General features: G+C 37.5%; 19 protein-coding genes. 3 read left to right on the top strand and 16 right to left on the bottom strand.

Annotated features, from left to right (window positions below; genetic code table 11):
- Window positions 1–291: 291 nt before the first annotated feature.
- From EHR_RS07425 to EHR_RS07390, 8 genes are all read right to left on the bottom strand, one after another.
- A complete protein-coding gene (locus EHR_RS07425; protein ID WP_010738056.1) occupies window positions 292–1,509 on the bottom strand; it encodes a BamA/TamA family outer membrane protein in 1,218 nt (405 codons plus the stop codon).
- 80 nt (window positions 1,510–1,589) lie between these two features.
- The gene (locus EHR_RS07420) at window positions 1,590–1,808 is read right to left on the bottom strand and encodes a hypothetical protein (protein ID WP_010738057.1); all 219 of its coding nucleotides are present in this window, start codon (window positions 1,806–1,808) and stop codon (window positions 1,590–1,592) included.
- A gap of 810 nt (window positions 1,809–2,618) precedes the next feature.
- The gene (glnA, locus tag EHR_RS07415) at window positions 2,619–3,959 is read right to left on the bottom strand and encodes a type I glutamate--ammonia ligase (RefSeq protein WP_010718711.1); all 1,341 of its coding nucleotides are present in this window, start codon (window positions 3,957–3,959) and stop codon (window positions 2,619–2,621) included.
- Window positions 3,960–3,989: 30 nt separating this feature from the next.
- Window positions 3,990–4,382, bottom strand: coding sequence for a MerR family transcriptional regulator (locus tag EHR_RS07410; RefSeq protein ID WP_010738058.1), 393 nt, complete (start codon window positions 4,380–4,382; stop codon window positions 3,990–3,992).
- 199 nt (window positions 4,383–4,581) lie between these two features.
- Complete coding sequence (gene hflX, locus EHR_RS07405) at window positions 4,582–5,793, bottom strand: GTPase HflX (protein WP_014834488.1); 1,212 nt, start codon at window positions 5,791–5,793, stop codon at window positions 4,582–4,584.
- A 9-nt stretch (window positions 5,794–5,802) separates the two neighbouring features.
- Complete coding sequence (gene miaA, locus EHR_RS07400; RefSeq protein WP_010738060.1) at window positions 5,803–6,729, bottom strand: tRNA (adenosine(37)-N6)-dimethylallyltransferase MiaA; 927 nt, start codon at window positions 6,727–6,729, stop codon at window positions 5,803–5,805.
- A 7-nt stretch (window positions 6,730–6,736) separates the two neighbouring features.
- A complete protein-coding gene (locus EHR_RS07395) occupies window positions 6,737–7,471 on the bottom strand; it encodes a glycerophosphodiester phosphodiesterase (RefSeq protein WP_010738061.1) in 735 nt (244 codons plus the stop codon).
- Window positions 7,472–7,830: 359 nt separating this feature from the next.
- The gene (locus EHR_RS07390) at window positions 7,831–8,358 is read right to left on the bottom strand and encodes a hypothetical protein (RefSeq protein WP_010718716.1); all 528 of its coding nucleotides are present in this window, start codon (window positions 8,356–8,358) and stop codon (window positions 7,831–7,833) included.
- A 178-nt stretch (window positions 8,359–8,536) separates the two neighbouring features.
- On the opposite strand from EHR_RS07390, the gene clpP reads away from it, so the two are divergent.
- Window positions 8,537–9,130: an ATP-dependent Clp endopeptidase proteolytic subunit ClpP gene (gene clpP / locus EHR_RS07385; RefSeq protein ID WP_010718717.1), complete on the top strand. Its 594-nt coding sequence runs from the start codon at window positions 8,537–8,539 to the stop codon at window positions 9,128–9,130.
- Window positions 9,131–9,216: 86 nt separating this feature from the next.
- Here clpP and EHR_RS07380 read toward each other — a convergent pair whose 3' ends face one another.
- From EHR_RS07380 to efrA, 4 genes are all read right to left on the bottom strand, one after another.
- A complete protein-coding gene (locus tag EHR_RS07380) occupies window positions 9,217–9,705 on the bottom strand; it encodes a gamma carbonic anhydrase family protein (protein ID WP_010718718.1) in 489 nt (162 codons plus the stop codon).
- Between the two features lie 663 nt (window positions 9,706–10,368).
- A complete protein-coding gene (locus tag EHR_RS07375) occupies window positions 10,369–11,841 on the bottom strand; it encodes a lectin-like domain-containing protein (RefSeq protein WP_010738062.1) in 1,473 nt (490 codons plus the stop codon).
- Between the two features lie 766 nt (window positions 11,842–12,607).
- On the bottom strand, window positions 12,608–14,374 hold the full coding sequence (gene efrB, locus EHR_RS07370; RefSeq protein WP_010718720.1) for a multidrug efflux ABC transporter subunit EfrB: 1,767 nt from the start codon (window positions 14,372–14,374) through the stop codon (window positions 12,608–12,610).
- Window positions 14,371–16,101: a multidrug efflux ABC transporter subunit EfrA gene (efrA, locus tag EHR_RS07365; RefSeq protein ID WP_010738063.1), complete on the bottom strand. Its 1,731-nt coding sequence runs from the start codon at window positions 16,099–16,101 to the stop codon at window positions 14,371–14,373. Before efrA ends, efrB begins: the two co-directional genes overlap by 4 nt.
- Before the next feature lie 389 nt (window positions 16,102–16,490).
- On the opposite strand from efrA, the gene EHR_RS07360 reads away from it, so the two are divergent.
- Window positions 16,491–16,703, top strand: coding sequence for a DNA-directed RNA polymerase subunit epsilon (locus tag EHR_RS07360; RefSeq protein WP_010738064.1), 213 nt, complete (start codon window positions 16,491–16,493; stop codon window positions 16,701–16,703).
- A gap of 1 nt (window position 16,704) precedes the next feature.
- Window positions 16,705–18,387, top strand: a complete 1,683-nt coding sequence (gene rnjA, locus EHR_RS07355; RefSeq protein WP_010718723.1) for a ribonuclease J1 — start codon at window positions 16,705–16,707, stop codon at window positions 18,385–18,387.
- A gap of 165 nt (window positions 18,388–18,552) precedes the next feature.
- Here the strand turns inward: rnjA and EHR_RS07350 are convergent, their stop codons facing one another.
- From EHR_RS07350 to EHR_RS07335, 4 genes are all read right to left on the bottom strand, one after another.
- Window positions 18,553–18,753 (bottom strand): cold-shock protein, encoded by a 201-nt coding sequence (locus tag EHR_RS07350; protein WP_010718724.1) that lies wholly within the window; start codon window positions 18,751–18,753, stop codon window positions 18,553–18,555.
- A gap of 162 nt (window positions 18,754–18,915) precedes the next feature.
- Window positions 18,916–19,554 carry a RadC family protein gene (gene radC / locus EHR_RS07345; protein WP_052312487.1) on the bottom strand — a complete coding sequence of 213 codons (639 nt, stop codon included), beginning with the start codon at window positions 19,552–19,554 and terminating at the stop codon, window positions 18,916–18,918.
- A gap of 108 nt (window positions 19,555–19,662) precedes the next feature.
- Window positions 19,663–20,319 carry an HAD family hydrolase gene (locus EHR_RS07340; protein ID WP_010718726.1) on the bottom strand — a complete coding sequence of 219 codons (657 nt, stop codon included), beginning with the start codon at window positions 20,317–20,319 and terminating at the stop codon, window positions 19,663–19,665.
- Window positions 20,309–21,622, bottom strand: a complete 1,314-nt coding sequence (locus tag EHR_RS07335; RefSeq protein WP_010738066.1) for a bifunctional folylpolyglutamate synthase/dihydrofolate synthase — start codon at window positions 21,620–21,622, stop codon at window positions 20,309–20,311. The genes EHR_RS07340 and EHR_RS07335 overlap by 11 nt, the downstream gene beginning before the upstream one ends.
- Window positions 21,623–21,764: the final 142 nt, after the last annotated feature.

Raw genomic sequence — 21,764 nt, 5'->3', positions numbered from 1 at the left:
AGTCCCAGAAAATGAACAAAGCTCCCTATTCTAGTTAGAATAGGGAGCAAAATTTCTGTGAACTTCTGACCCTTTAAAAGGGTGCCCAATGAGTATACTACAAGCAAATTTGAAGAAAGTCAAGCCTCTAATTTAACGTTGCAGATGTCGTTAGTCATAAGAATAATCCAACGTCATTGATAAATGAAAACAGGTAGTTCACTCTCTAATAAAAAAACTGCACGAAAAATAGTACACTCATTCTTTTAGTAAGAACGATTAGCCATACGACTTCTTTACTCATTCACTAGACTATCTTTGATGATCTCTAGAAGATTTTTGTCCTTGTTTTTCAGATGTATTTGTACTTCTCGTTCTTGCAGCATTGAATTTTTCTGTCCTATTTTTTAACGGTAACAATTTTTCTACATCTAATTGTTTCCAGTTTTCTTGTCTTCTTTTCTTCAAATCCTCCACTTTTTTCATTACCTGTTCCTGTTGTTCGGAGGTCAAATTAGAAAATTCAGCTTGAAAACCTAATTTATCTTCAGCTTTAGTTCCCACCTTGCCTACACTTTCTTTAACCAACCCTCTAAATTCTCTTTTATATAATTCAAGGTTTGAAAGTTCCTGTGGATTGCCATGCACAAGATCTGTTTGTGGATACTGTAACATATTGAATTCAGCATAGTTAGTCAGCAGTTCTACAGCATGGCGGTTAAACTGCCAACGTTCATTTACGTTTTCCACGCTCAAACCAAGATTATGTATAATTTCCCTATATTCATTCTGCCTAAGAGGCAAAACACGTCTTGAAGTACCTTCTATTGTTGTACTATGTGGTATATCTAAATTCTCTTCTAATATAGATACAACCTCGTGTTGTGCAAGTGGAATAACTGGGTCATTCATTTGCTCACGAAGTACTGAAGTGATATCCTGTATCAGGGTAAAAGGACGGCGCATTCTCAACCTTTCTATTTTTATTGAAAGTTCAGTATCCCTTATTGCCTTCATCTCCTCAATTCTTTTCTTTTGTGATTCTTTAATTTTATTACGAGTATCAGGACTGAGGTCAAACAAGTCCACGAAAGAACCAATATCATTAGGTTTCATCTTAAAATTTTCTATTACAAATTCTATATCCTCACTTAAATCAGCCTCATTAACTTTGTAAGGTAACTCTGAATACATTTTTTTAAGACTATCTGCAACCTCTGTGAACGTCCTTGATGTCATCGACTGTTGCACCATTTCGTTAATTTTTTGTATTCGTTCTTCTTTTAAAAACTTGATTTTACGTCGAGGTTCTTCTTCAATCTCCCTTTTTCTAATTGTTTCACGAAGATTTTCTTTATTTGCTAGTTCTAGCTTATCAATAGTAGAATTTATTTCATCTGGTGTAAAATAGGTTTTTTCAAAGAAGACGTCTAATGCCTCACTTATATCAATATCGTCTATTGGTTGAATAACATTAATTTCCGGATCATGAATCAATTGATTGATAGATGCAACAACTGTATCTATCATCTTTGAGCGATCAGAGAATGAATTGACTTCCTCACTTTGTTTGTTTAAATTTTTATGAACAGCTCTAAGTTTTTCGTCTCTTAATAAATTTTTTTTCGCACTTGATGTTTTTTCATTGAATTAATTTGTGATGTTCTAACCTGTTCACGAGTATGATCATCCAGATTAAGACGATCTACTACGTAATTGATTTCATCTTTAGAATAAGTACGTAGGTTTAATAAAAATATTTCTTCTTCATCTTCCTCTAATCCTTCATTCATATCTTTGATTATTTGATCTAATTCAACTTTATTCATAAATTTATGCCTCCTTTATAATATAATAATAAGGCAATAACTTTAATTTGAGCATACCTAATTTTCCCCCCAGAAGAAATAGGTATGCTCAAATTAAAAAAATTCAATTATTTATCATCATATACAATCTTCAATGAACTCATTTTTTACTTGTGCGTATCAACAAGGAGTGCAATAATCACTGTAAAACAAGAATATTCTTAGAAAAATTCTACACAAAAAAAATGAAAAAAATTTTTTTATACTATAGAATAGGTGTGTTATTCATATTTTGCAAATAATTTTCTTTCCATTAAAATTTTAAAAAAAATTTCAATCAGAAATAGCTGTATACTACTCGTAGAGAATGATTTCATTACACAATCCAACCAGTTATTTGTGATTCAGAATAACTTAACATCATCCGTTTCTCATTCTCGTACTCCTGAAGAGTATTCTTCAGGAGTTTTTTGTTGTCCCACCACATAAGTTACTCACCAAACAATGCGCGAACAAAATAAGCCAAAATTTCCTAAAATAAGTCTTCAGCGACTAAGAAATCAGTTAAAACAAACTGTCTTTCTTTTCAGTCGTACTCATTTTTCGTAAAATTTTGGCTTATTGTCCTGTTTATCAAGCATAAGAAGGTTGTGAAAAGAGCGGTTTGCCCTGAGTATTAAGGATGAAAATCTCGAAACAGCTTTTCATGTTTTGAAAAATTCAGGCTTATTTCAAGGAGCTGATGCTAAAAACCCATTTACTCGTTTTTAGAATGAAGTGAGATTGATCTCTCCAACTCCAGTTATTCATATTCTAATGGGGTAGCGATAATCAATACAATTCCAAATATTGTTCTCTTTCCCATTCTGAAACAGTTTGTCTAAACGCCGCCCATTCTAAGCGTTTTGCTTCGACAAAGTTTGAAAAGATATGTTGTCCCAAAGCATCGATCATCACTTTGTCTTTTCTTAATTCTTTGATTGCATTATGGATCGTTGAAGGAAGATCTTGAATGTGTGCTTCTTCTCGTTCTTCTTCGTTCATCACATAAATATTTCGATCTACAGCTGCTGGTGGCGTGATTTCATTACGAACGCCATCCAATCCAGCTTGTAATAAAACAGCCATTGCTAGATATGGATTAGCAGATGGATCAACTGAACGCAATTCCAAACGTGTGGATAAGCCACGAGATTCTGGAACACGGACTAATGGTGAACGATTGCGACCGCTCCATGCCACATATACTGGTGCTTCATAGCCTGGAACTAAACGTTTATATGAGTTGACGGTCGGATTGCAAACCGCTGTATAGGCACGAGCATGTTTCAATAGCCCACCTAGGAAATGATACGCTGTTTGGCTAAGTTCTAAATCGCCATCTTTGTCATAAAAGACATTTCCTTCATCATTGAACAAGGACATATTACAGTGCATCCCCGAACCATTGATCCCGAATAATGGTTTAGGCATGAACGTTGCGTGTAACCCATGTTTACGAGCAATTGTTTTAACGACTAGTTTGAATGTTTGAATATTGTCACAAGCATCCACAACGTCTGCATATTTAAAATCAATCTCATGTTGCCCAGGAGCTACTTCGTGGTGAGAAGCTTCTACTTCAAACCCAAGGCTTTCTAATTCTAAAACAATATCACGACGACAGTTCTCACCTAAATCTGTTGGTGCAAAATCAAAATATCCACCTTTATCGTTTAACGTGGTCGTGATTCCACCATCTTCATCTAACTTAAATAAGAAGAATTCTGGTTCTGGACCTAAGTTGAAAGAGGTAAATCCAAGGTTGCGCATATCTTTTAATGCACGTTTCAAATTCCCGCGTGGATCACCTGCAAAAGGTGTGCCATCTGGGTTATAGATATCACAAATCAAACGAGCTACTTTGCCATGATCACTTTCCCAAGGGAAGATCATCCATGTTGAAAGATCAGGATACAAATACATATCGCTTTCTTCAATACGAACAAAACCTTCGATCGAAGAACCATCAAACATCATTTTGTTTTCAAGTACTTTATCGATTTGACTAACGGGTACTTCGACATTTTTGATCGTTCCTAAGATATCTGTGAACATTAATCTTAAAAATCGAACGTTCTCTTCTTCAATGATTCGTTTAATTTCATCACCAGTTATTTGTTTCTTTACCATGGTATCCCTCTTTCTTTTTCTTTATATTATTCAGTCAAAGAATTGTCGTTGCATTCCTTGCGACTGATAATGCCCAGTTTTACTTAGCCCACCTTGCGCCAATATCTCATCACGAAAAATTTGTCGAACGTCATGATCAGTTAGCGGTTTTTTGCTCTTTTCTTCCTGTTTTTTGGCTTGAGCCATTTCGTAAACTCGTTTGATACCAGCCATATTTAATCCATCAGAAAGATAATCTTTGATCTCTAACAACAAGTCAATATCGTTTAATGAATACATTCGACGATTTCCTTCGCTTCTTTCAGGATGAACAAAATCTTGTTCTTCATAATAACGAATTTGTCGTGCAGTTAAATCTGTCAATTTCATTACTGTACCAATTGGAAATACAGACATTGAACGGCGCAATTCCTTTTCTCCCATCAGACGTCCCCTTTCGTTTAACAAGTTGGGTAAAGTATACCAATCAAAAAAACAGCTGTCAACCGCATATGTTAGGTTTTCTAACATGAGAGAAAATTTTTTATAAAAAAACTTGAGCAACGATTGATTGCTCAAGTTTTCTAACTTTTTTAAAAAGATAAAATGCGAAGGTCACTGATAAGAAAGAGGCAATGACCGTTTAACTGTTCAGCCATTTTGAAGTGGACTTTGCAAAGCCCTTTACTTCATATCCATTTTTTTCTTCTACAAAATGCTCTTTCAAAACGAGGGTTTGTCTTCGTAAAGCACTTAACGTTTGCCCATCCTGACTGGGTACAAAGAGCGTGTATGGCACCATTAATTCCAACAACTGCTGTTTGATCGCTTGCACGAGCTTTTCTTTCCCATCGGCACTTTGCGCCGATATCAATACATTGGGAAAGAGTGAAGGCGTAAATAAAGCTGGTTCAATTTGATCCGCTTTGTTATAGACTGTTAATACAGGCATCTCTTCCATCTTTAGTTCCGCCATCAACTGTAATACAGTCTGCTCCTGCAAAATACGATCTGGCGAACTTGCATCAACTACATGTAACAATAGATCCATGGATTGACTTTCTTCCAATGTTGAATGGAACGCATCAATTAATTGTGTCGGAAGATCTTGAATAAATCCAACCGTATCAGTAACCGTAATCTCAAATCCTTCTGCAAATCGCCATTTCTTTGTTAAGGGATCCAAAGTAGCAAATAACTGATCTTTAGAATACGTATCCGCTTGCGTAAGCAAATTAAGAATGGTTGACTTCCCCGCATTGGTATACCCAATCAAACCAATTTGAAAGATTTCACTAGACTGTCTTTTTTGGCGGTTTCTCGCTCGATGCGCTTCTACAGCCTTCAACTCACGTTTTACCCCTAATATTTTATTACGGATATGACGTCGATCCGTTTCCAATTTGGTTTCCCCAGGTCCTCTCGTTCCAATTCCACCACCTAATCGAGACAATGACTTTCCTTGTCCAGCTAAGCGTGGTAAAAGGTATTCTAATTGAGCTAGCTCTACTTGCAACTTTCCTTCTTTCGAACGGGCTCTCATGGCAAAAATATCTAAAATCAACTGGACTCGGTCAATGATGGGGATTCCTACTGCTTCTGAGACTAGCTGACTCTGCCGAGGGGGCATTTCATGGTTAAAGATAATCAGATCCGCTTCATGAGCATCCGCTTGTTGGATCAATTCTTGTAATTTACCTTTACCGATAATGGTTTGACGATCGACTTGCGGTCGTTTTTGCGTCAATGTAAATACAACTTCCCCAGAAGCTGTATTGGTCAGCTTGCTTAATTCTGCCATCGACTCTGTGAAGTATCGTTGATTCTGTTCTGTCTCAACGCCTACGATGATCACTTTTTCTTTTTATTTGTCATCTTTTTCCTCCAACCACGTTCTGATCAATTGATCAATTTGCTCCATACTACTGGACTCTGCTAATAAGTCAAACCAATGTGCATCAAGACGATTACGAAACCATGTTAATTGTCGCTTTGCATACCGTCTCGAGTTCATCTTCAACTGCTCCACAACGTTTTCTAAAGATTCTTCTCCCTTAAAATACGGATAAAATTCTTTGTATCCAATACCTTGACTCGCTTGGACTTCACCAAGTTCATACACAAAATGTGCTTCTTCTAATAAGCCTTCCTCTAACATACTATCTACACGTTGATTGATGCGCTGGTATAACAAGGCTCTCTCGGTATTAAGACCAATCATACAATAATCATAAAGACGTGCGGGTTCCTCTTGCGGTGTTGTGATACTGTAGCCAGTCACTTCAAATACTTCTAAAGCTCGAATCACTTTTCGTTGGTTATTCCAATGAATTTTTTCCGCTGCTAGCGGATCTTTTGTTTTCAAATACTCCCAAAGTTCTTTTTTACTGAGTGTTTCAGCTAATTCTTCATATTTTTTTCGTACTGCTGTGACGCTTTCCTCTTTTGCACCCAATTGAAAATCATAAAGTAAAGATTGAATATACAACCCTGTTCCGCCAACGATCATCGGCAAACGACCACGTTCTGTGATTTCTGTGATCAATTTTCGTCCAGCTTTTTGAAAATCTGCTACGGAATAAGTTTCATTCGGTTCGATGACATCAATCAAATGATGAGGGATACCTTCCATTTCTGACGTTTTTATTTTAGCCGTCCCGATATCTAATTTTTTGTACACTTGCAGTGAATCCCCACTAATAATTTCACCGTGAAATTTTTTAGCCAATTCCACGCTAAGCGCTGTTTTCCCTACCGCTGTAGGTCCAACGATTACTAATACTTTTTCCATTATCATCCTACTTTTTCATTGTTTGTTTTATCCAAAATGCTTTTTGGGGAAAGTCTGTGATTATTGCATCTAGTTGTTGATCGAAACATCGTGCCATCTGCTGGTCGTCGTTGATGGTCCAGCATCTGATCGATTTGGGGAATGTCTCCATGGATGGCAAATGCTCCAAGTACCAGTCACCTCTAGGATGAATCCCTTCTATCCAAGGAGTATCTTCAGCTAACTGTACTTTCTTTTGTGACGTACTTAAAAGAAGATCCAGCTGTGCCTGAGGATCAATTTTTACTACTCGTTCCAATGTATGAAAGTTAAAACTGCAGTACGCATGTCGAAAAGGCCATTCCACTGCTTTTAATTGTTGAACTACTTTTTCTTCGATGCCAGCATACTCATATTTATCTGTTTTAATCTCGATCATTACCGTTCCACGATAATTCATTTCCCAAAAAAGATGCAGGACCTCTTTCAAAGTTGGCACTTTTGTTGCCTGAAACTCTGTATTGAACCACTTTCCTGCATTCAACTTTTTTATCTCTGCTAATGTTTTTTCCCGTACCAATCCTTTGCCATCCGTCGTCCGATCCACTTCCTCATCATGAATCACCACTATCTGCTCATCTTTCGTCAAATGAATATCTAGTTCAATCCCATCTGCACCTATTCGAACCGCTTCGGCAAACGCAGGCAATGTATTCTCTGGATGGGTACCACTACTTCCACGATGCGCAAAAATCTGAACCATTTCATCACCACTTTCAGTCTCTTTGATTGTACCATAGGAAAAAGGCTGTGAAAAAGTCGTAATACTTCGAATGTCTAAGAATGAGGTTGACTTGTCATTCTAAAAAATGAGTAAACGGTATTCAATAAAGAACTCCTCAGCAATAAGCGATGATTTTCTAAAATATGAAAAGCTATAAAAAAGTCCTCTCTCATTCATAGTGTTCCCTCTATCGAAAATAAGCCGAAAAAACCAAAAATATAAGGAACTACTTTTGGATTCTTCGGCTTATTTCTAAAAGCTAGACAATTCTGTCACAACCTTGCCTTTACAAATTATAAAAGTTTTTTGATCCTCTTCGATCTCAACTCAAAAAACAATTAGCTCCACACATTATCATTTGAGAAAAAGCCAATGGGTTGTCGCGTGACACTTTTTAATTGCGCTTTTTTTTCATTGATCATTTCCGTCAGATTATCCGTGAAGTTTTCTAAGATCACACGTCCACCTTTATAAGCATAACCGCCTATTTTCATCGTTTCGTCAGGAGAAAGAACGACTTTACGGTGCGCAATGTTTTTAAACAACTCCTCTAAGATGTAATTTGGAAGATAAAAATTATTTTGTGCAGCAAATGACTGTAAATAAGCAAAATCATCAATAGTGATATAACAATCATCAAATGCATCAAAGCTGACATATTCATCTAACAGTGTTGCTCTTTTTTGCAAGATTTCATTGATTTTTTTATTTAGTTGATTCAAAGTCTCAATCTCTTTGACTTTTAATTCTAACTCCCGTCTTCGTTGCTCTTTGTTTTCAAGATGGCGCATCTGAACAACCATCCCGATATATACTAAAATAGCTCCTAATAAAACGCCAATTAAGCCTACGATGCCAACTACCAATTAGTGTTCCTCCTTGCTGTATTCTTCTATTTCATCATAACATAAACGTGCAAGCACAGACTATTTTCTAAAATTTTTTTATTTGACCTTTATTGACCAAGAATGTATACTACTTTTTAGGTAGAAGAAATGAATTTGTGTTACACTATTTGTAAAGAACTTAAGGAGGAACCAAATTATGAATTTAATCCCTACAGTTATTGAGCAATCCTCTCGTGGCGAACGAGCTTATGATATTTATTCACGCTTATTAAAAGACCGCATTATCATGTTAAGTGGTCAAGTGACTGATGATCTTGCAAACTCGATCATTGCTCAATTGCTTTTCCTAGATGCACAAGATTCTGAAAAAGACATTTATCTTTATATCAACTCTCCTGGCGGTTCTGTTACTGCTGGAATGGCGATTTATGATACGATGAATTTTGTTAAAGCAGATGTCCAAACCATTGTGATGGGTATGGCTGCTTCTATGGGTAGTTTCTTACTGACAGCAGGTAAAAAAGGCAAACGTTTTGCTTTACCAAATGCTGAAATCATGATCCATCAACCACTTGGTGGCGCACAAGGTCAAGCGACAGAAATCGAAATCGCTGCTCGTCACATTTTACAAACACGAGAACGCTTGAACAAAATTTTAGCAGAACGTACTGGTCAACCTCTTGAAGTGATCGAAAAAGATACCGACCGTGATAATTACATGACTGCTGAACAAGCGAAAGCATACGGTTTGATTGATGAAGTGATGGAAAACAGTGCTGGATTAAACTAATATCATTTGTAAACTAAAAGGACGATGGGACTGCTCGATTGAGCGGCTCATCGTCCTTTTTTCAGTTGGAACGAAAGCACGGTTTTTCAATGCTGTTCTTTAAACTTTCCTTCGTTATATTGTTCTCCAAGTTCAACGTAATGTTGAATATTTTGGCGATTCTTTTCAATCTCTTCTTCCGTTAAAGGACGAATGACTTTAGCTGGCCGACCAAACGCTAATACGTTGGGCGGAATGACCTTGCCTTCGGTCACTAAAGAACCAGCACCAATCAAACTATTTTCACCGATCACTGCATGGTTCAAAATAGTTGATCCCATACCAATCAACGCGCCCTTTTCGATGGTGCAACCATGAAGCATACATTGATGTCCTACCGTTACATTTTCAGCAATTTCAACTGGTGCATCATGGTCCACATGAATAACAGTACCATCTTGAATATTCGTTCTTGCTCCAACTTTAACCGTATTGCTATCCCCACGAATCACCGCTTGATACCAAACTGTGACCGATTCTGCGAGCTCTACATCGCCAACAACAGTTGCATTCGGTGCAATAAATTTTTGACTCATTTTTACACATCTCCTTTTTTGGCTTATTTCCAATTATAGCAGAAGATGGATTTCTCCTTCAAAAAGACTGGCAGCTATTATTTCATAGTCCCTTAAAGCACGCCTACTCTCTAGGGACTGAGACAAAAGTTGTCTCAGTCTAGTATCTCTAAAAACGAATAAACGGCGTTCAAGAAGCAACTCCTCAACAATAAGCGATGATTTTCTAAAATATGAGGAGCTATTTAAAAAAATCATCGCTTATTCGCTCGGAGCTGAACGCTTCTTTCACAGCCTCTTGCTAAACGGTGTTCAAAGAGCTGACCTTCGGCGATAAGTCAAAAAATCTCAAAACATGAGGAGCTGTTTCGAGATTTTCATCCTTAGCGCTCAGGTCAAGACACTCTTTTCACGACCTCTTATTCACGGTGAGACAAAAGTAGCATCTTCGGAAAATTTGCCGAAATTCACCAAAAATTTGAGAAGCACCAAGTAGGTAACAATCAACATCAAAAACGAGTTTTTGTGTTTCTTGTCAATTTTCGAAAATTCCTTCTTATTTCTTGATGCTGAACACTTTTGTCTCAACCTCTCGTTTTTACACAACTAAAGAGCTCAGAACAATCTTTCGTGTTCCAAGCTCTTTCCTTTTATCTATATGCTATCTAAACTGGTAGCTAAATTTTATCCATTTACTTTAGAAATATTGATTGAGCCGATATAGCCAGCTTTATAGTTTTCTACATTGATTAGTGGGCTTGTTTCTCCTTTATTTACTTTAAAAGTAGTTGTAAGTCGATAGTATCCTTTTTCTTCTAAAACCCCATCTCTCATCAATGTGGTGTTAAGGAGTTCACGACTATCTTTAGACGAAGTATCTTCCTTCAATGCCACTTTTACATAATGGTCACTCAACATATCGACCACTGGTTTCACATAAACAGTTACTCGATAAGTAGCATTTTCTTCTAAAGCTTCACTACCGTTAAAGATTTTATATACACTAGCATGCTGATCAGCAAAGAAAGTATAGTCACCAACTAAAGCATTCACAGGGTCTTTCACTAGTTCAATGTCATCTCCTGAGAACATTTTCCATCCAGCAGTTTGTCCGTCAGGCCAAGTATCATTGATTTTCACCGTTACATTAATCGTTTTTCTAGCCACTTCATTTACACTATTTTTCACTTCATAAGTGACTTGGTATTTTCCAGGAATAGAGGAATCAACGTTGTTTTCTACCACTTTGATTTTGTCTGTGATGTCTCCGTCAACACGATCATAAGCACTTAGATTGATTCGTTTGTCAAATGGATCAAATAACTCATCGTGCAAAATTTCAATATCATTTGCATGTAACTCTGGTTTTTCAAAAACTGCTGCAAATTGATTGATTCTGACAGTATGCGTATTGAAATGTTCTCCTGTTGCAGCTCCAATCGTAAAAGTATATTTCTTTGATTTATCGATGTTTGGATTTTTCAATTCCCAATGTTGCCCATCATAATCTGCAGTAATAAGTTGTTGCTTGCTATTCCATTTTAACGTTAATTTTTTAAAAGTATTTGGCGTGAATTTAATTTGTTGCATAGGAGCTAAAGCGGTTAAAAATCCGCTGTTGGCATCTGTTGAAACAAAGCCTCCATGAGCACCAACCATTTGAGCATGGTTGAAAGAAGTATCCGCATCATCTCTATCTGGCGCTTTAGAATAGGTATCCAATTCAAATCCAATTCCCTTTTTCAGGCCTCTGATACCTAGACCTCCACCATTAGCTCCAATGTCGCCAATTGCTCCTTGGTGGAAAGCCACACCTACCCCATCAGCACCATTTACATTATCACCTAAATTGACATCCATATCCAACAAGAAATCATAGTTCATATCAAGGGAGACGATTCCAGATATTGTTCCTTTTTGAAATTGTTTCGATTGAGTAAGACGAGCTGTATGGGAATCAAGTTGGACGGCATTTCCATTAAATGCGACGATGTCTTTCAAATCAAAATTATTTTGATCCACATTTTGGGAGATAGCAATATTTTTATTGACTAAAACATTACTAGTTTCTGCATTTACTGACAATCCAACAACACTTACCCCAATTAATCCAATAGTTCCTGCACATACTTTTTTATAAAAGGTCTTTTTGTTCATAATAAATAACACTCCCATTCATATAGTTATTTTTTATACACTATCCTTTTCCGTTCTATCTGCATTTCACCATCTCTTTTCATTCTTTTAGTAAACAATTACGCGTAAAATTCATTTACTAGCAAGCATCCAGTAGTAGAAGCATTTTTGAATGCTATTTCGCCTCCCTTGATCTTTTTTCTACTACAAAATTATCGTAACGCTCAGATCTTATTATTTTTATTTTGTATAGTAGTCCAACAAATAAAAAAAGAGGTGAGACAAAAATGTTTCGCATCAAGAAATAAGAAGGGATTTCCGAAAATTGACAAGAAGCATAAACACTCGTTTTTTGCTGTTGATTGTTACCTACTTGGTGCTTCTTATTTCTTGATGCTACTTTTGTCTCACTGTTTATTCGATTTTTAGAGATACTAAAAGAAACTGAGGAAAGTTTTTCCTCAGTCTCTCTATTCTAAAATTCTTTCTTATTTGCTCGGAGCTGTTCGCTTCTTTCACGACCTCTTGGTTTAAACGGTGTTCAAAGAGCTGACCTTCGGCGATAAGTCAAAAAATCTCAAAACATGGAGAGCTGTTTCGAGATTTTCATCCTTAACGCTCAGGTCAAAACACTCTTTTCACAACCTCTTGGTTTAAACGGTGTTCAAGAAGCAACTCCTTGAAATAAGCCTGAATTTTTCAAAACATGAGAAGCTGTTTCAAAAAATTCTTTCTTATTGTCATCGGAGCTGTTCGCTTCTTTCACAACCTCGTGTTTTAATCGGTATCAAGCATCAGCAACATCTTCAGCAAATTGGCTATTGTACAGTTTTTCATAGAATCCGCCTTGAGCTAACAGCCCTTCATGCGTTCCTTTTTCGATAATTTGTCCTTGATCCATCACTAAGATCAAATCCGCATCACGAATCGTTGAAAGGCGATGAGCAATAACAAAACTTGTTCGTCCTTCCATTACACGATCCATTGCTTTTTGGATCAATGCTTCTAAACGAGTATCGACAGAACTAGTAGCTTCATCAAGTATCAAGATTTTAGGATCAGAAACCACGGCTCTGGCAATAGTCAATAATTGCTTTTGTCCTAACGAAACATTGTCACCTTCAGCGTTGATTTCCATTTCGTACCCATCAGGCATTGTCCGAATAAAATGATCAACGTTAGCTGTTTTTGCTGCGTCAACGACTTCATAATCCGTCGCATCTAATTTACCAAAACGAATATTATCAGCGATTGTCCCTTCATAGAGCCAAGCATCTTGAAGAACCATCCCAAATAATGAGCGGACATCACTACGACTCATCGTTTTAGTATCAATACCATCGATTTTTATTGCCCCATGACTCACATCATAAAAACGCATCAATAAATTAATCAGAGTGGTTTTCCCTGCACCGGTTGGTCCGACTACCGCAACTGTTTGACCAGCTTTTACTTCAAAGTTCAAATCTTGAATCAACGGTTTTTTAGGGTCATAAGCAAAATCAACATGTTCAAATGAAACATTTCCTGCTACTGTTTCTGGTAAAGTGACATCCACTTTATTTTCTTTTTCTTCTGGTTCATCTAAAATCTCAAAGACACGTCTGGTAGCCGCAGATGCACTTTGCAATACAGAAGATAACTGTGTGATATTCCCCATTGGCTGGCTGATTTGCCAAATATATTGGATAAATGCTTGTAATTGCCCCACAACGATGACACCCGTAATGACGTAAAAACTTCCCAATACAGCCATACCGATATAAGTAGCATATGCGGTCAACTGAACTAAGGGCATCATCAATCCAGATATAAAGGCTGCTCTAAATCCATAATGTTTCAATCGATGATTGACTTGTTTGAATCCTTCAAACGTTTTTTGCTCACGTCCATAAACTTTTAACACACTAAAACCAGTCATATTTTCTTGGACATAACCATTTAAATCCCCTAACGAATTTTGCATTTCTTGGAAATATTTTTGCGAAGCATTGATCACACGTTTTGAAATCCAGATAGATGCAGGAATCATGATCATCGAGATCAACGCCATCAATGGCTGGATATAAAACATCATCGCTGCTGCCAGTGTGATCCCTAAAATAGCATTCACCACACCGATAAACGCTTGCTGTAACGCTCCACTGACTGCGTCTACGTCATTCGTCACCCGAGATAAGATATTTCCTTGTTGATTTTTATCAAAATAAGAAACAGGCAATCGATTGATTTTTTCTTCAATATCTCTTCGCAAATCTTGCATTGCACTTTGCACGACATTCGTCATCAAAACACCTGAAAGTAATTGCGAAACACAATAACCAACGCCCACGATCGTGATCCAAATCAAACAATTGAAAATATAAGAAAAATTAATCGCTTCGTTGTTTGCAATATTGTGACTGATCTCAGTAGTTGGCAATCCGACAACGTAGGGTAAAGCAACGTTGAAAATCACCGTCAAAACAGTAAACAACAGCACAAAGAAAAATGTTAACTGATAAGGTTTGATGTATCGAGCTAATCGTTTTAAGGAAGATAATGTTTGTTTCATGCTAATTCCTCCTTCGATAATTGCGAAGCTGCGATATCATAATAGATTGGACAGTTTTCTAATAATTCACGATGTGTCCCGATACCTACGACTTCTCCCTCATTCAAGACGATGATTTTATCAGCATGCATGATCGTACCCACTCGCTGCGCCACGATTAACACCGTTGATTCGGTCGTTTCTTTTTTCAAGCGAGCTCGAAGTTTTGCATCCGTTTGATAATCAAGTGCCGAGAAGCTGTCATCAAAAATATAGATTTCCGGACGTCGAATAATAGCTCTGGCAATCGCTAAACGCTGCTTTTGTCCTCCAGAGAAATTAGCTCCACCTTCGGAAAGAAGTTCATCATACCCATCCGTTTTCTTCGAAATGAAGTCCGTTGCTTGTGCGATTTCAGCTGCTCGCTCCATCTCCTCTTGCGTAGCATCTTCTTTTCCATATCTTAAATTATCTGCGATCGTTCCAGTAAATAACAATGCTTTTTGAGGAATAAAGCCAATTTTATCTCTTAATTTACTCAAGCGATAGTCCCTGACATCTACGCCATCAATAAGGATTTCCCCATCACTTACATCGTAAAATCGAGGAATCAATTGAATCAACGTTGACTTCCCGCTACCTGTACTACCGATGAATGCGACTGTCTCTCCTGGCGAAGCAGTAAAACTCACATTACGGATCACGGGTTCTTGTGAATGTCCAGGGTAAGCAAATGTCACATTCTTAAACTCAATATATCCTTTGGTTTTTGTTTCAGATACACCATTTGGATCTTCTTTGATCGACGGTGAGGCATCTAATGCTTCTTGGATACGCCCTGCTGAAACAGCTGCCCGTGGATACATCATAAAGACACTTGCAAACAGCATGAAGGAGAACAATGCATGGAAAATATATTCAATAAATGCAATCAGATCCCCCACTTGAAGAGAACCAGCATCGATTTGAACCGCTCCGCTCCAAATAATCAAGACCATTACAATGTTAAACAGGAAGTAGAATCCAGGCTGTGCAACAGCCATTAAACGAAACAAGCTTTTCGAGCTTTTTGTATAGTTATCATTAACTTTCGCAAATCGTTTTTCTTCAAATTTTTCATTAACGAATGCCCGGATAACACGTAATCCTGAAAGATTTTCACGTAAAATACTATTAATCTTATCCAAATTTTTCTGTTGTTTTTTTGATAACGGTTCAGAAAATTTCGCAATCGCAACCACTGAAAGTAGTAAAAACGGTAGCGCTCCGATCACATAATAACTCAATGAAACACTGGTCCGCATAACCATATAAAGACTGACAACAAACATCATCGGTGTCATAAATCCGATCCGTAAGATATTTTGTAAGAACAGCATAATTTGATAAGCGTCGTTCGTCGTACGCGTGATCAACGAAGCAACCCCTAATGTTTCATATTCTTGGTGAGAATAACTCTGGATTTTCTTGAATAGATCGTCACGAATATCCGCAACGATGTTCGTCGTGATCCGTGAACCAAAATAGCCTAATAGAATATTCATAATGATCCCAACCACAGTGATTACAACCATCAAGATCCCTTGTTGTTTCACATAACCAAAATCGTTGTTACGAATCCCCACATCAATCATACGAGCTAAAATCGTTGGTAAGCCTAACTCAATTAAAATAAAACCAAATACGCAGATGAAATTTAATAACAAATATTTCTTATAGCGCATGGTATAGTGCCACATCAACTTCAAACTCTCATCTCCTTTTAATTAGAATAAATTTAGCTATTAATAAAAATAATAGCACACTCCTATAGTATATAGAACACCTCTCTCATCAAAAATTTTTTTTATTACATTTAAATGATAAAAAACATTTTTCCTTTCCACCTTGTTGATTTCTATACTTATCCACTTTTTTATGCTAAAATAGCAATTAACTATTGTATGAATTCATACAGAAGGTACGGTTGAAAAAATTTCCGAACAGAGAAGCAAAACGAGGCTTGTCTCTTTGATTAGAATCGCTCATTTTAATCAAAGCATATCAAAAAACAGGTGGCTTGACCCCTCGTTTTGTGTTGTCTAAAAAAAATCAACTAGCTAAATTACTGCGACATGCAGATAAAGGAGACATAAACATGATTTACAAAGTATATTATCAAGAATCAAAAATCCGTAATCCTAAACGGGAAGAAACAAAATCACTTTACATTGAAGCAAATAGTGATGTTGACGCACGTCAACAAGTGGAAGAAAATACCCCATACAACATTGAATTCGTTCAACTTCTAGAAGGCAGTCATCTAGAATACGAAAAAGAAAATGCTAAATTCACATTAGTGGAGTTTTAAAATGAAACTTTCCATCAAAAATAATGAGACAGGCGTCTTTGCTATTGGTGGATTAGGTGAAATCGGGAAAAACACGTATGGGGTACAATTCCAAGATGAGATTATTATCATTGATGCTGGAATCAAGTTTCCAGAAGATGATCTGCTTGGGATTGACTACGTAATTCCTGACTACAACTATATCGTTCAAAATATACACAAAGTGAAAGCACTGGTGATCACGCATGGACACGAAGACCATATCGGTGGCATTCCTTATTTGTTGAAACAAGCGAATATCCCTATTTATGCTGGGCCATTAGCGCTTGCACTGATTACCAATAAGTTGGATGAACACGGATTGCTTAGAGATGCACAATTGCATGAAATCAATGAAGATACCGTGATTCGTTTCAGAAAAACATCGGTCAGTTTTTTTAGAACAACCCATAGTATCCCTGATGCGTTGGGTGTCGTTGTAAAAACACCTTCTGGTAATATCGTTGCAACAGGTGACTTTAAATTTGATTTCACCCCAGTCGGTGAACCTGCTAACCTGCACAAAATGGCACGGATCGGTGAAGAAGGCGTACTCTGCTTGCTATCAGACAGTACAAATGCTGAGATCCCAACATTTACAAAATCAGAAAAAACGATTGGTCTTTCGATCCTAAAGATTTTTGAGAAAATCGAAGGTCGGATCATTTTTGCCAGCTTCGCTTCAAACATCTTCCGTCTACAACAAGCAGCAGATGCAGCGGTTGCTACCGGCAGAAAAATTGCTGTTTTTGGACGCAGTATGGAAAATGCGATCGTTAACGGCCAACGTTTAGGCTATATCAAAGTCCCAGAAGGAACCTTCGTTGATGCACATGAAATCAATCGATTACCTGCGAATGAAACGATGATCTTATGTACTGGTTCTCAAGGTGAACCGATGGCTGCTTTAAGTCGTATTGCTAATGGTACCCATCGCCAAATCCAGATCCAACCAGATGATACCGTCATTTTCTCAAGCTCACCAATTCCTGGGAATACTACCAGCGTCAACCATTTGATCAATTTATTATCTGAAGCTGGTGCAGAAGTCATTCATGGGAAAATCAACAATATCCATACTTCTGGACACGGTGGTCAAGAAGAACAAAAGCTGATGCTTCGTTTGATGAAGCCTAAATACTTTGTTCCAGTCCACGGAGAATTCAGAATGTTGAAGATCCATGCTTCCCTTGCTCAAGATACCGGTGTACCTGCTGAAAATTGCTTTATTATGGAAAATGGAGATGTGTTGGCTTTGACTAGCGAAACCGCTCGTCCAGCCGGACATTTTATTGCCGGTGACGTCTATATCGACGGTAGCGGGATCGGTGACATTGGAAATGTTGTTTTGAGAGACCGTCATTTGTTATCTGAAGAAGGACTAGTTCTGGCAGTTGCTACTGTCGACATCAAAAAGAAAGAAATTTTAGCGGGACCTGATATTTTATCACGTGGCTTTGTTTATATGCGTGAATCAGGTGAGATGATCAATGAGGCGCAACGCATCCTTTTTCATGCATTGCGTGAAGTGTTAAATGCTCCTGATTGCTCTGAACATAAACTGAAAGAAGCCATGACAGGCGCTTTACAACCTTTCTTATTTGAACGAACAGAAAGACATCCAATGATCCTTCCAATGGTGATGACACCTGATGAAGAAAAATAAATGAAAAACTTATGATGGCTGCATGCGCCGACTACCTACATAGATGGGTAAAGTTCGGCGCAGTTGTCCATTATAAGTTTTTTTGTAACAAAAAAGAGCGTAATCACTTACGCTCTTAACATGTTTAAATAGGTGAACAACACTTATTTAGTTTACTCGCTCTACTTAAGCTTTTTCAACATTAGCAGCTTGTGGGCCACGATCTGATTCTTCAACATCAAAAGTCACTGCTTGACCTTCTTCTAAAGTTTTGAATCCGTCACCTTGGATAGCTGAAAAGTGAACAAAAACATCGCTTCCGTCTTCACGTGAAATAAAACCAAATCCTTTTTCAGCGTTGAACCATTTAACTGTTCCGTTTTCCATTAATAATACCCTCCTCGTGCCTAAGCACTTAATTGATTGTAACATTGCTCGCGTACGATAGAGGTGCAACAGATGTTTCAACTTCTATTCCCAAACAAAATTACAATATAATTGTACACTTGGTTCTTTTTTTTGCAAGAAAGCTACTTCCACTTATTCAATTTATTCCTCTTCCATCAATCCCTCCTCTCTCAGACTAAAATACTGTTTGCATCCAATGATCAAATGATCTAAGACATCGATTCCCATCATCTCCCCACATTTTTGAACTCTTTTAGTAAAAAGCAAGTCTTGTTTAGATGGAAGAACATTCCCCGATGGATGATTATGAACTAAAATAATTCTCGCTGCAGAATATCGAACAGCATAATGGAACACTTCTCTTGGATGTGCAATCGTTTGATCCAGGGAACCAATAAATAGCGTTTTTTTCAACAATACTTGATTCTTAGTATCCAAATAAATACAAATCAAATGTTCTTGTTTGTGATCCTTTAATTCTATGATTAATTGATGCGCTAATTCATAGCTGGCATGGATCGTGGGTTGTACCGCTACATGCTGTGTTTGGATTCTTTTTCCTAGCTCGATCAGTGCTTTGATTTCAAGAGCCTTAACCTGACCAATTCCTCGTATTTTTTCCAGCTCAGACAGCGTTGCCTGTCTTAACAGTGCAAGTCCACCAAATGTTTTCAACAAATTACCTGCTAGTTCCAAGACATTATAGGGATGCTGTCCCGTGCGTAATAAAATAGCAAGTAATTCTTGACCAGAGAGTGCTTTCTCTCCGTAAAGCAACATTCGCTCCCTTGGAAGTGAGGTTGCTGGCACAGCATCCAGCAAATTTTTTCCATAAAATCCCCCCTTTCTTCTTCTCACTAATAAGATACGAAAAAGGGGGAGCTATTTTTATTTTTTTAGATATCCTGGTACTTCGTGTAGAGAAGATAAAACTGCTAACGTTTTTTGTTGCAAGTCTTCTGAAGGAGCCAACAAATCTGGGATCATGATCACTGGGATCTCCGCACTTGCTGCTGCAAGTATCCCGTTTTTAGAATCTTCCAGAACCAATGTTTCTTGTTTTTTCGTTCCTAGATATTCATGGGCAAGCAAAAAGATTTCTGGATCAGGTTTAGCACGTTTGACATTTTCTGCTGAAACAATCGTTTCAAAATAGTTTGTCAGTTGGTTCTTTTCCAATAATAGCTCAATAATATGACGTTGGTTACTAGAAGCGACAACTTTAGGTATTCGGTGTTCTTCTAAAAAGTCCAGTAATTCGATTACTCCTGGTTTTAATTGCACTGCACCTAAGGAAAACCGTCTGATCGTTTCTTCATAAGCATCATTAATGAATTTTTGAACATTGTTTTTCCCAAAACTTGCAAAGATCTGATGATAATTTGCCCAAACCTCTTCATCTGATACACCTAGATATTTTAAATACAATTCTTTGTCGTAAGGAAAGCCCATTTGATCAGCAACCATTTGCGAGGCTTCATAGTAGACGATTTCTGTGTCAAAGAGTAACCCATCCATGTCAAAAATGACAGCTTTATAATTCATTTTTTCCTCCTAACTGTAACAATAGTGTTCGTACTTCAGAAATAAAGTAAAGGGAACCTGTAACCACTAAGACATCTTCATTGGTCATTTTTTCTAATATTTCAGCTAAACCAAATTGCCATAATGAAACAATTGAAACTGTTTCATCTACAAGATCAGTCACGGTACTTAAATCCAATGCTTTCGGGTGTTCAAACGTCGTCAAATACAAATGCGCATTAGGAACTGCTTTTAATTGGGTTAGCATTGCTTCTACATCTTTTGTACTTAGTGCAGAAAATAAAATATTGATCCGATAATCTTTGAACTCTTTCTTCAAATTTTGAACCAAACGGCTGACTGCATGTGTATTATGAGCGCCATCTAAAATAACAAAAGGTTCTTCACTTAATTTTTCCATTCGTCCAGGCCAGTGCGCTTTTTTCAGCCCTTTGCGAATTTCTTTTTCACTAAATGGTATTCCTGTCATCTTGCAGTAAACTTGGTATAGTTCAATTGCCATACCAGCATTTTCTGTCTGATGTTGTCCAATCATGCCAATCGTAAGCGAGGTCATTTTTCCATGCTCATTATGAAATGAAAATACTTCTCCCCATTGCTCAGCTGGATGTTGATAAGTAACTTGATAGTTTTCGCCAAAAATATGAAGGGGGGCATTTCTTAGTCTAGCCTGTTTTTTGATTACTTCTAAAGCTCTTTCTTCGATATTTCCCGTAACGACAGGCACCCCTTGCTTGATTATTCCTGCTTTTTGGGCAGCAATTTCTTCAATTGTTTCTCCTAAAATATCCGTATGATCCAAGCCAATCGTGGTGATTCCTGTAAGTAATGGTACGGCAACATTCGTTGAGTCTAGTAAACCGCCTAACCCAACTTCAATAATAGCAACGTCGACTTTTTGACACAAAAAATAATCAAATGCCATTGCTGTCAGCGTTTCAAACTCAGTGATTCCGGCAACTGCTTCAAATCGATCCAAATGTTCAACAAGTGGTCGGTATTTTTGTACAAGCTTGATTAAGTCTTGATCTGGAATTTCTTGTCCATTGATCGAGATTCGTTCATTAAAAGATTCAATATACGGCGAAGTAAATGTCCCCACTGTCAGACCTGCTTCTTCTAGTAGACATCTCAGATACGTAACCGTCGAACCTTTTCCGTTGGTTCCTGCGATATGGATCGTTTTCACCTGTTTTTCAGGATGCCCGACTATCTCTAATAATGCCTCCACTCGATCTAGTCCCGGACGAGAGCCAAATGGCAAGCGGCTATGGATCCAGGCGATTGCTTCTTCTATTTTCATCAACGTTTCCCCCATTCCATATTTATTATAGCAAAAAGCAACCGGAAACACAGGAAAAGACGTAGTGTATGTAAAAGAAGAAGAAATACTGAATAGCCAATTCTGATTCTACTTATTTTTGCTGACGTCTTGCTTTTTACTT

It is taken from the genome of Enterococcus hirae ATCC 9790 (genome assembly GCF_000271405.2).
Classification (GTDB): Bacteria; Bacillota; Bacilli; order Lactobacillales; family Enterococcaceae; genus Enterococcus_B; species Enterococcus_B hirae.
The sequence above is the reverse complement of the archived record's forward strand: the minus strand, read 5'-3'. Positions and strand labels throughout refer to the sequence as shown.

Coding starts and splice junctions, on each gene's coding strand:
- EHR_RS07425 (WP_010738056.1), bottom strand. CDS start 1,509: ATGATAGATACAGTTGTTGCATCTATCAATCAATTGATTCATGATCCG.
- EHR_RS07420 (WP_010738057.1), bottom strand. CDS start 1,808: ATGAATAAAGTTGAATTAGATCAAATAATCAAAGATATGAATGAAGGA.
- glnA (WP_010718711.1), bottom strand. CDS start 3,959: ATGGTAAAGAAACAAATAACTGGTGATGAAATTAAACGAATCATTGAA.
- EHR_RS07410 (WP_010738058.1), bottom strand. CDS start 4,382: ATGGGAGAAAAGGAATTGCGCCGTTCAATGTCTGTATTTCCAATTGGT.
- miaA (WP_010738060.1), bottom strand. CDS start 6,729: ATGGAAAAAGTATTAGTAATCGTTGGACCTACAGCGGTAGGGAAAACA.
- EHR_RS07395 (WP_010738061.1), bottom strand. CDS start 7,471: ATGGTTCAGATTTTTGCGCATCGTGGAAGTAGTGGTACCCATCCAGAG.
- clpP (WP_010718717.1), top strand. CDS start 8,537: ATGAATTTAATCCCTACAGTTATTGAGCAATCCTCTCGTGGCGAACGA.
- EHR_RS07380 (WP_010718718.1), bottom strand. CDS start 9,705: ATGAGTCAAAAATTTATTGCACCGAATGCAACTGTTGTTGGCGATGTA.
- EHR_RS07375 (WP_010738062.1), bottom strand. CDS start 11,841: ATGAACAAAAAGACCTTTTATAAAAAAGTATGTGCAGGAACTATTGGA.
- efrB (WP_010718720.1), bottom strand. CDS start 14,374: ATGAAACAAACATTATCTTCCTTAAAACGATTAGCTCGATACATCAAA.
- EHR_RS07360 (WP_010738064.1), top strand. CDS start 16,491: ATGATTTACAAAGTATATTATCAAGAATCAAAAATCCGTAATCCTAAA.
- rnjA (WP_010718723.1), top strand. CDS start 16,705: ATGAAACTTTCCATCAAAAATAATGAGACAGGCGTCTTTGCTATTGGT.
- EHR_RS07350 (WP_010718724.1), bottom strand. CDS start 18,753: ATGGAAAACGGAACAGTTAAATGGTTCAACGCTGAAAAAGGATTTGGT.
- radC (WP_052312487.1), bottom strand. CDS start 19,554: ATGTTGCTTTACGGAGAGAAAGCACTCTCTGGTCAAGAATTACTTGCT.
- EHR_RS07340 (WP_010718726.1), bottom strand. CDS start 20,319: ATGAATTATAAAGCTGTCATTTTTGACATGGATGGGTTACTCTTTGAC.
- EHR_RS07335 (WP_010738066.1), bottom strand. CDS start 21,622: ATGAAAATAGAAGAAGCAATCGCCTGGATCCATAGCCGCTTGCCATTT.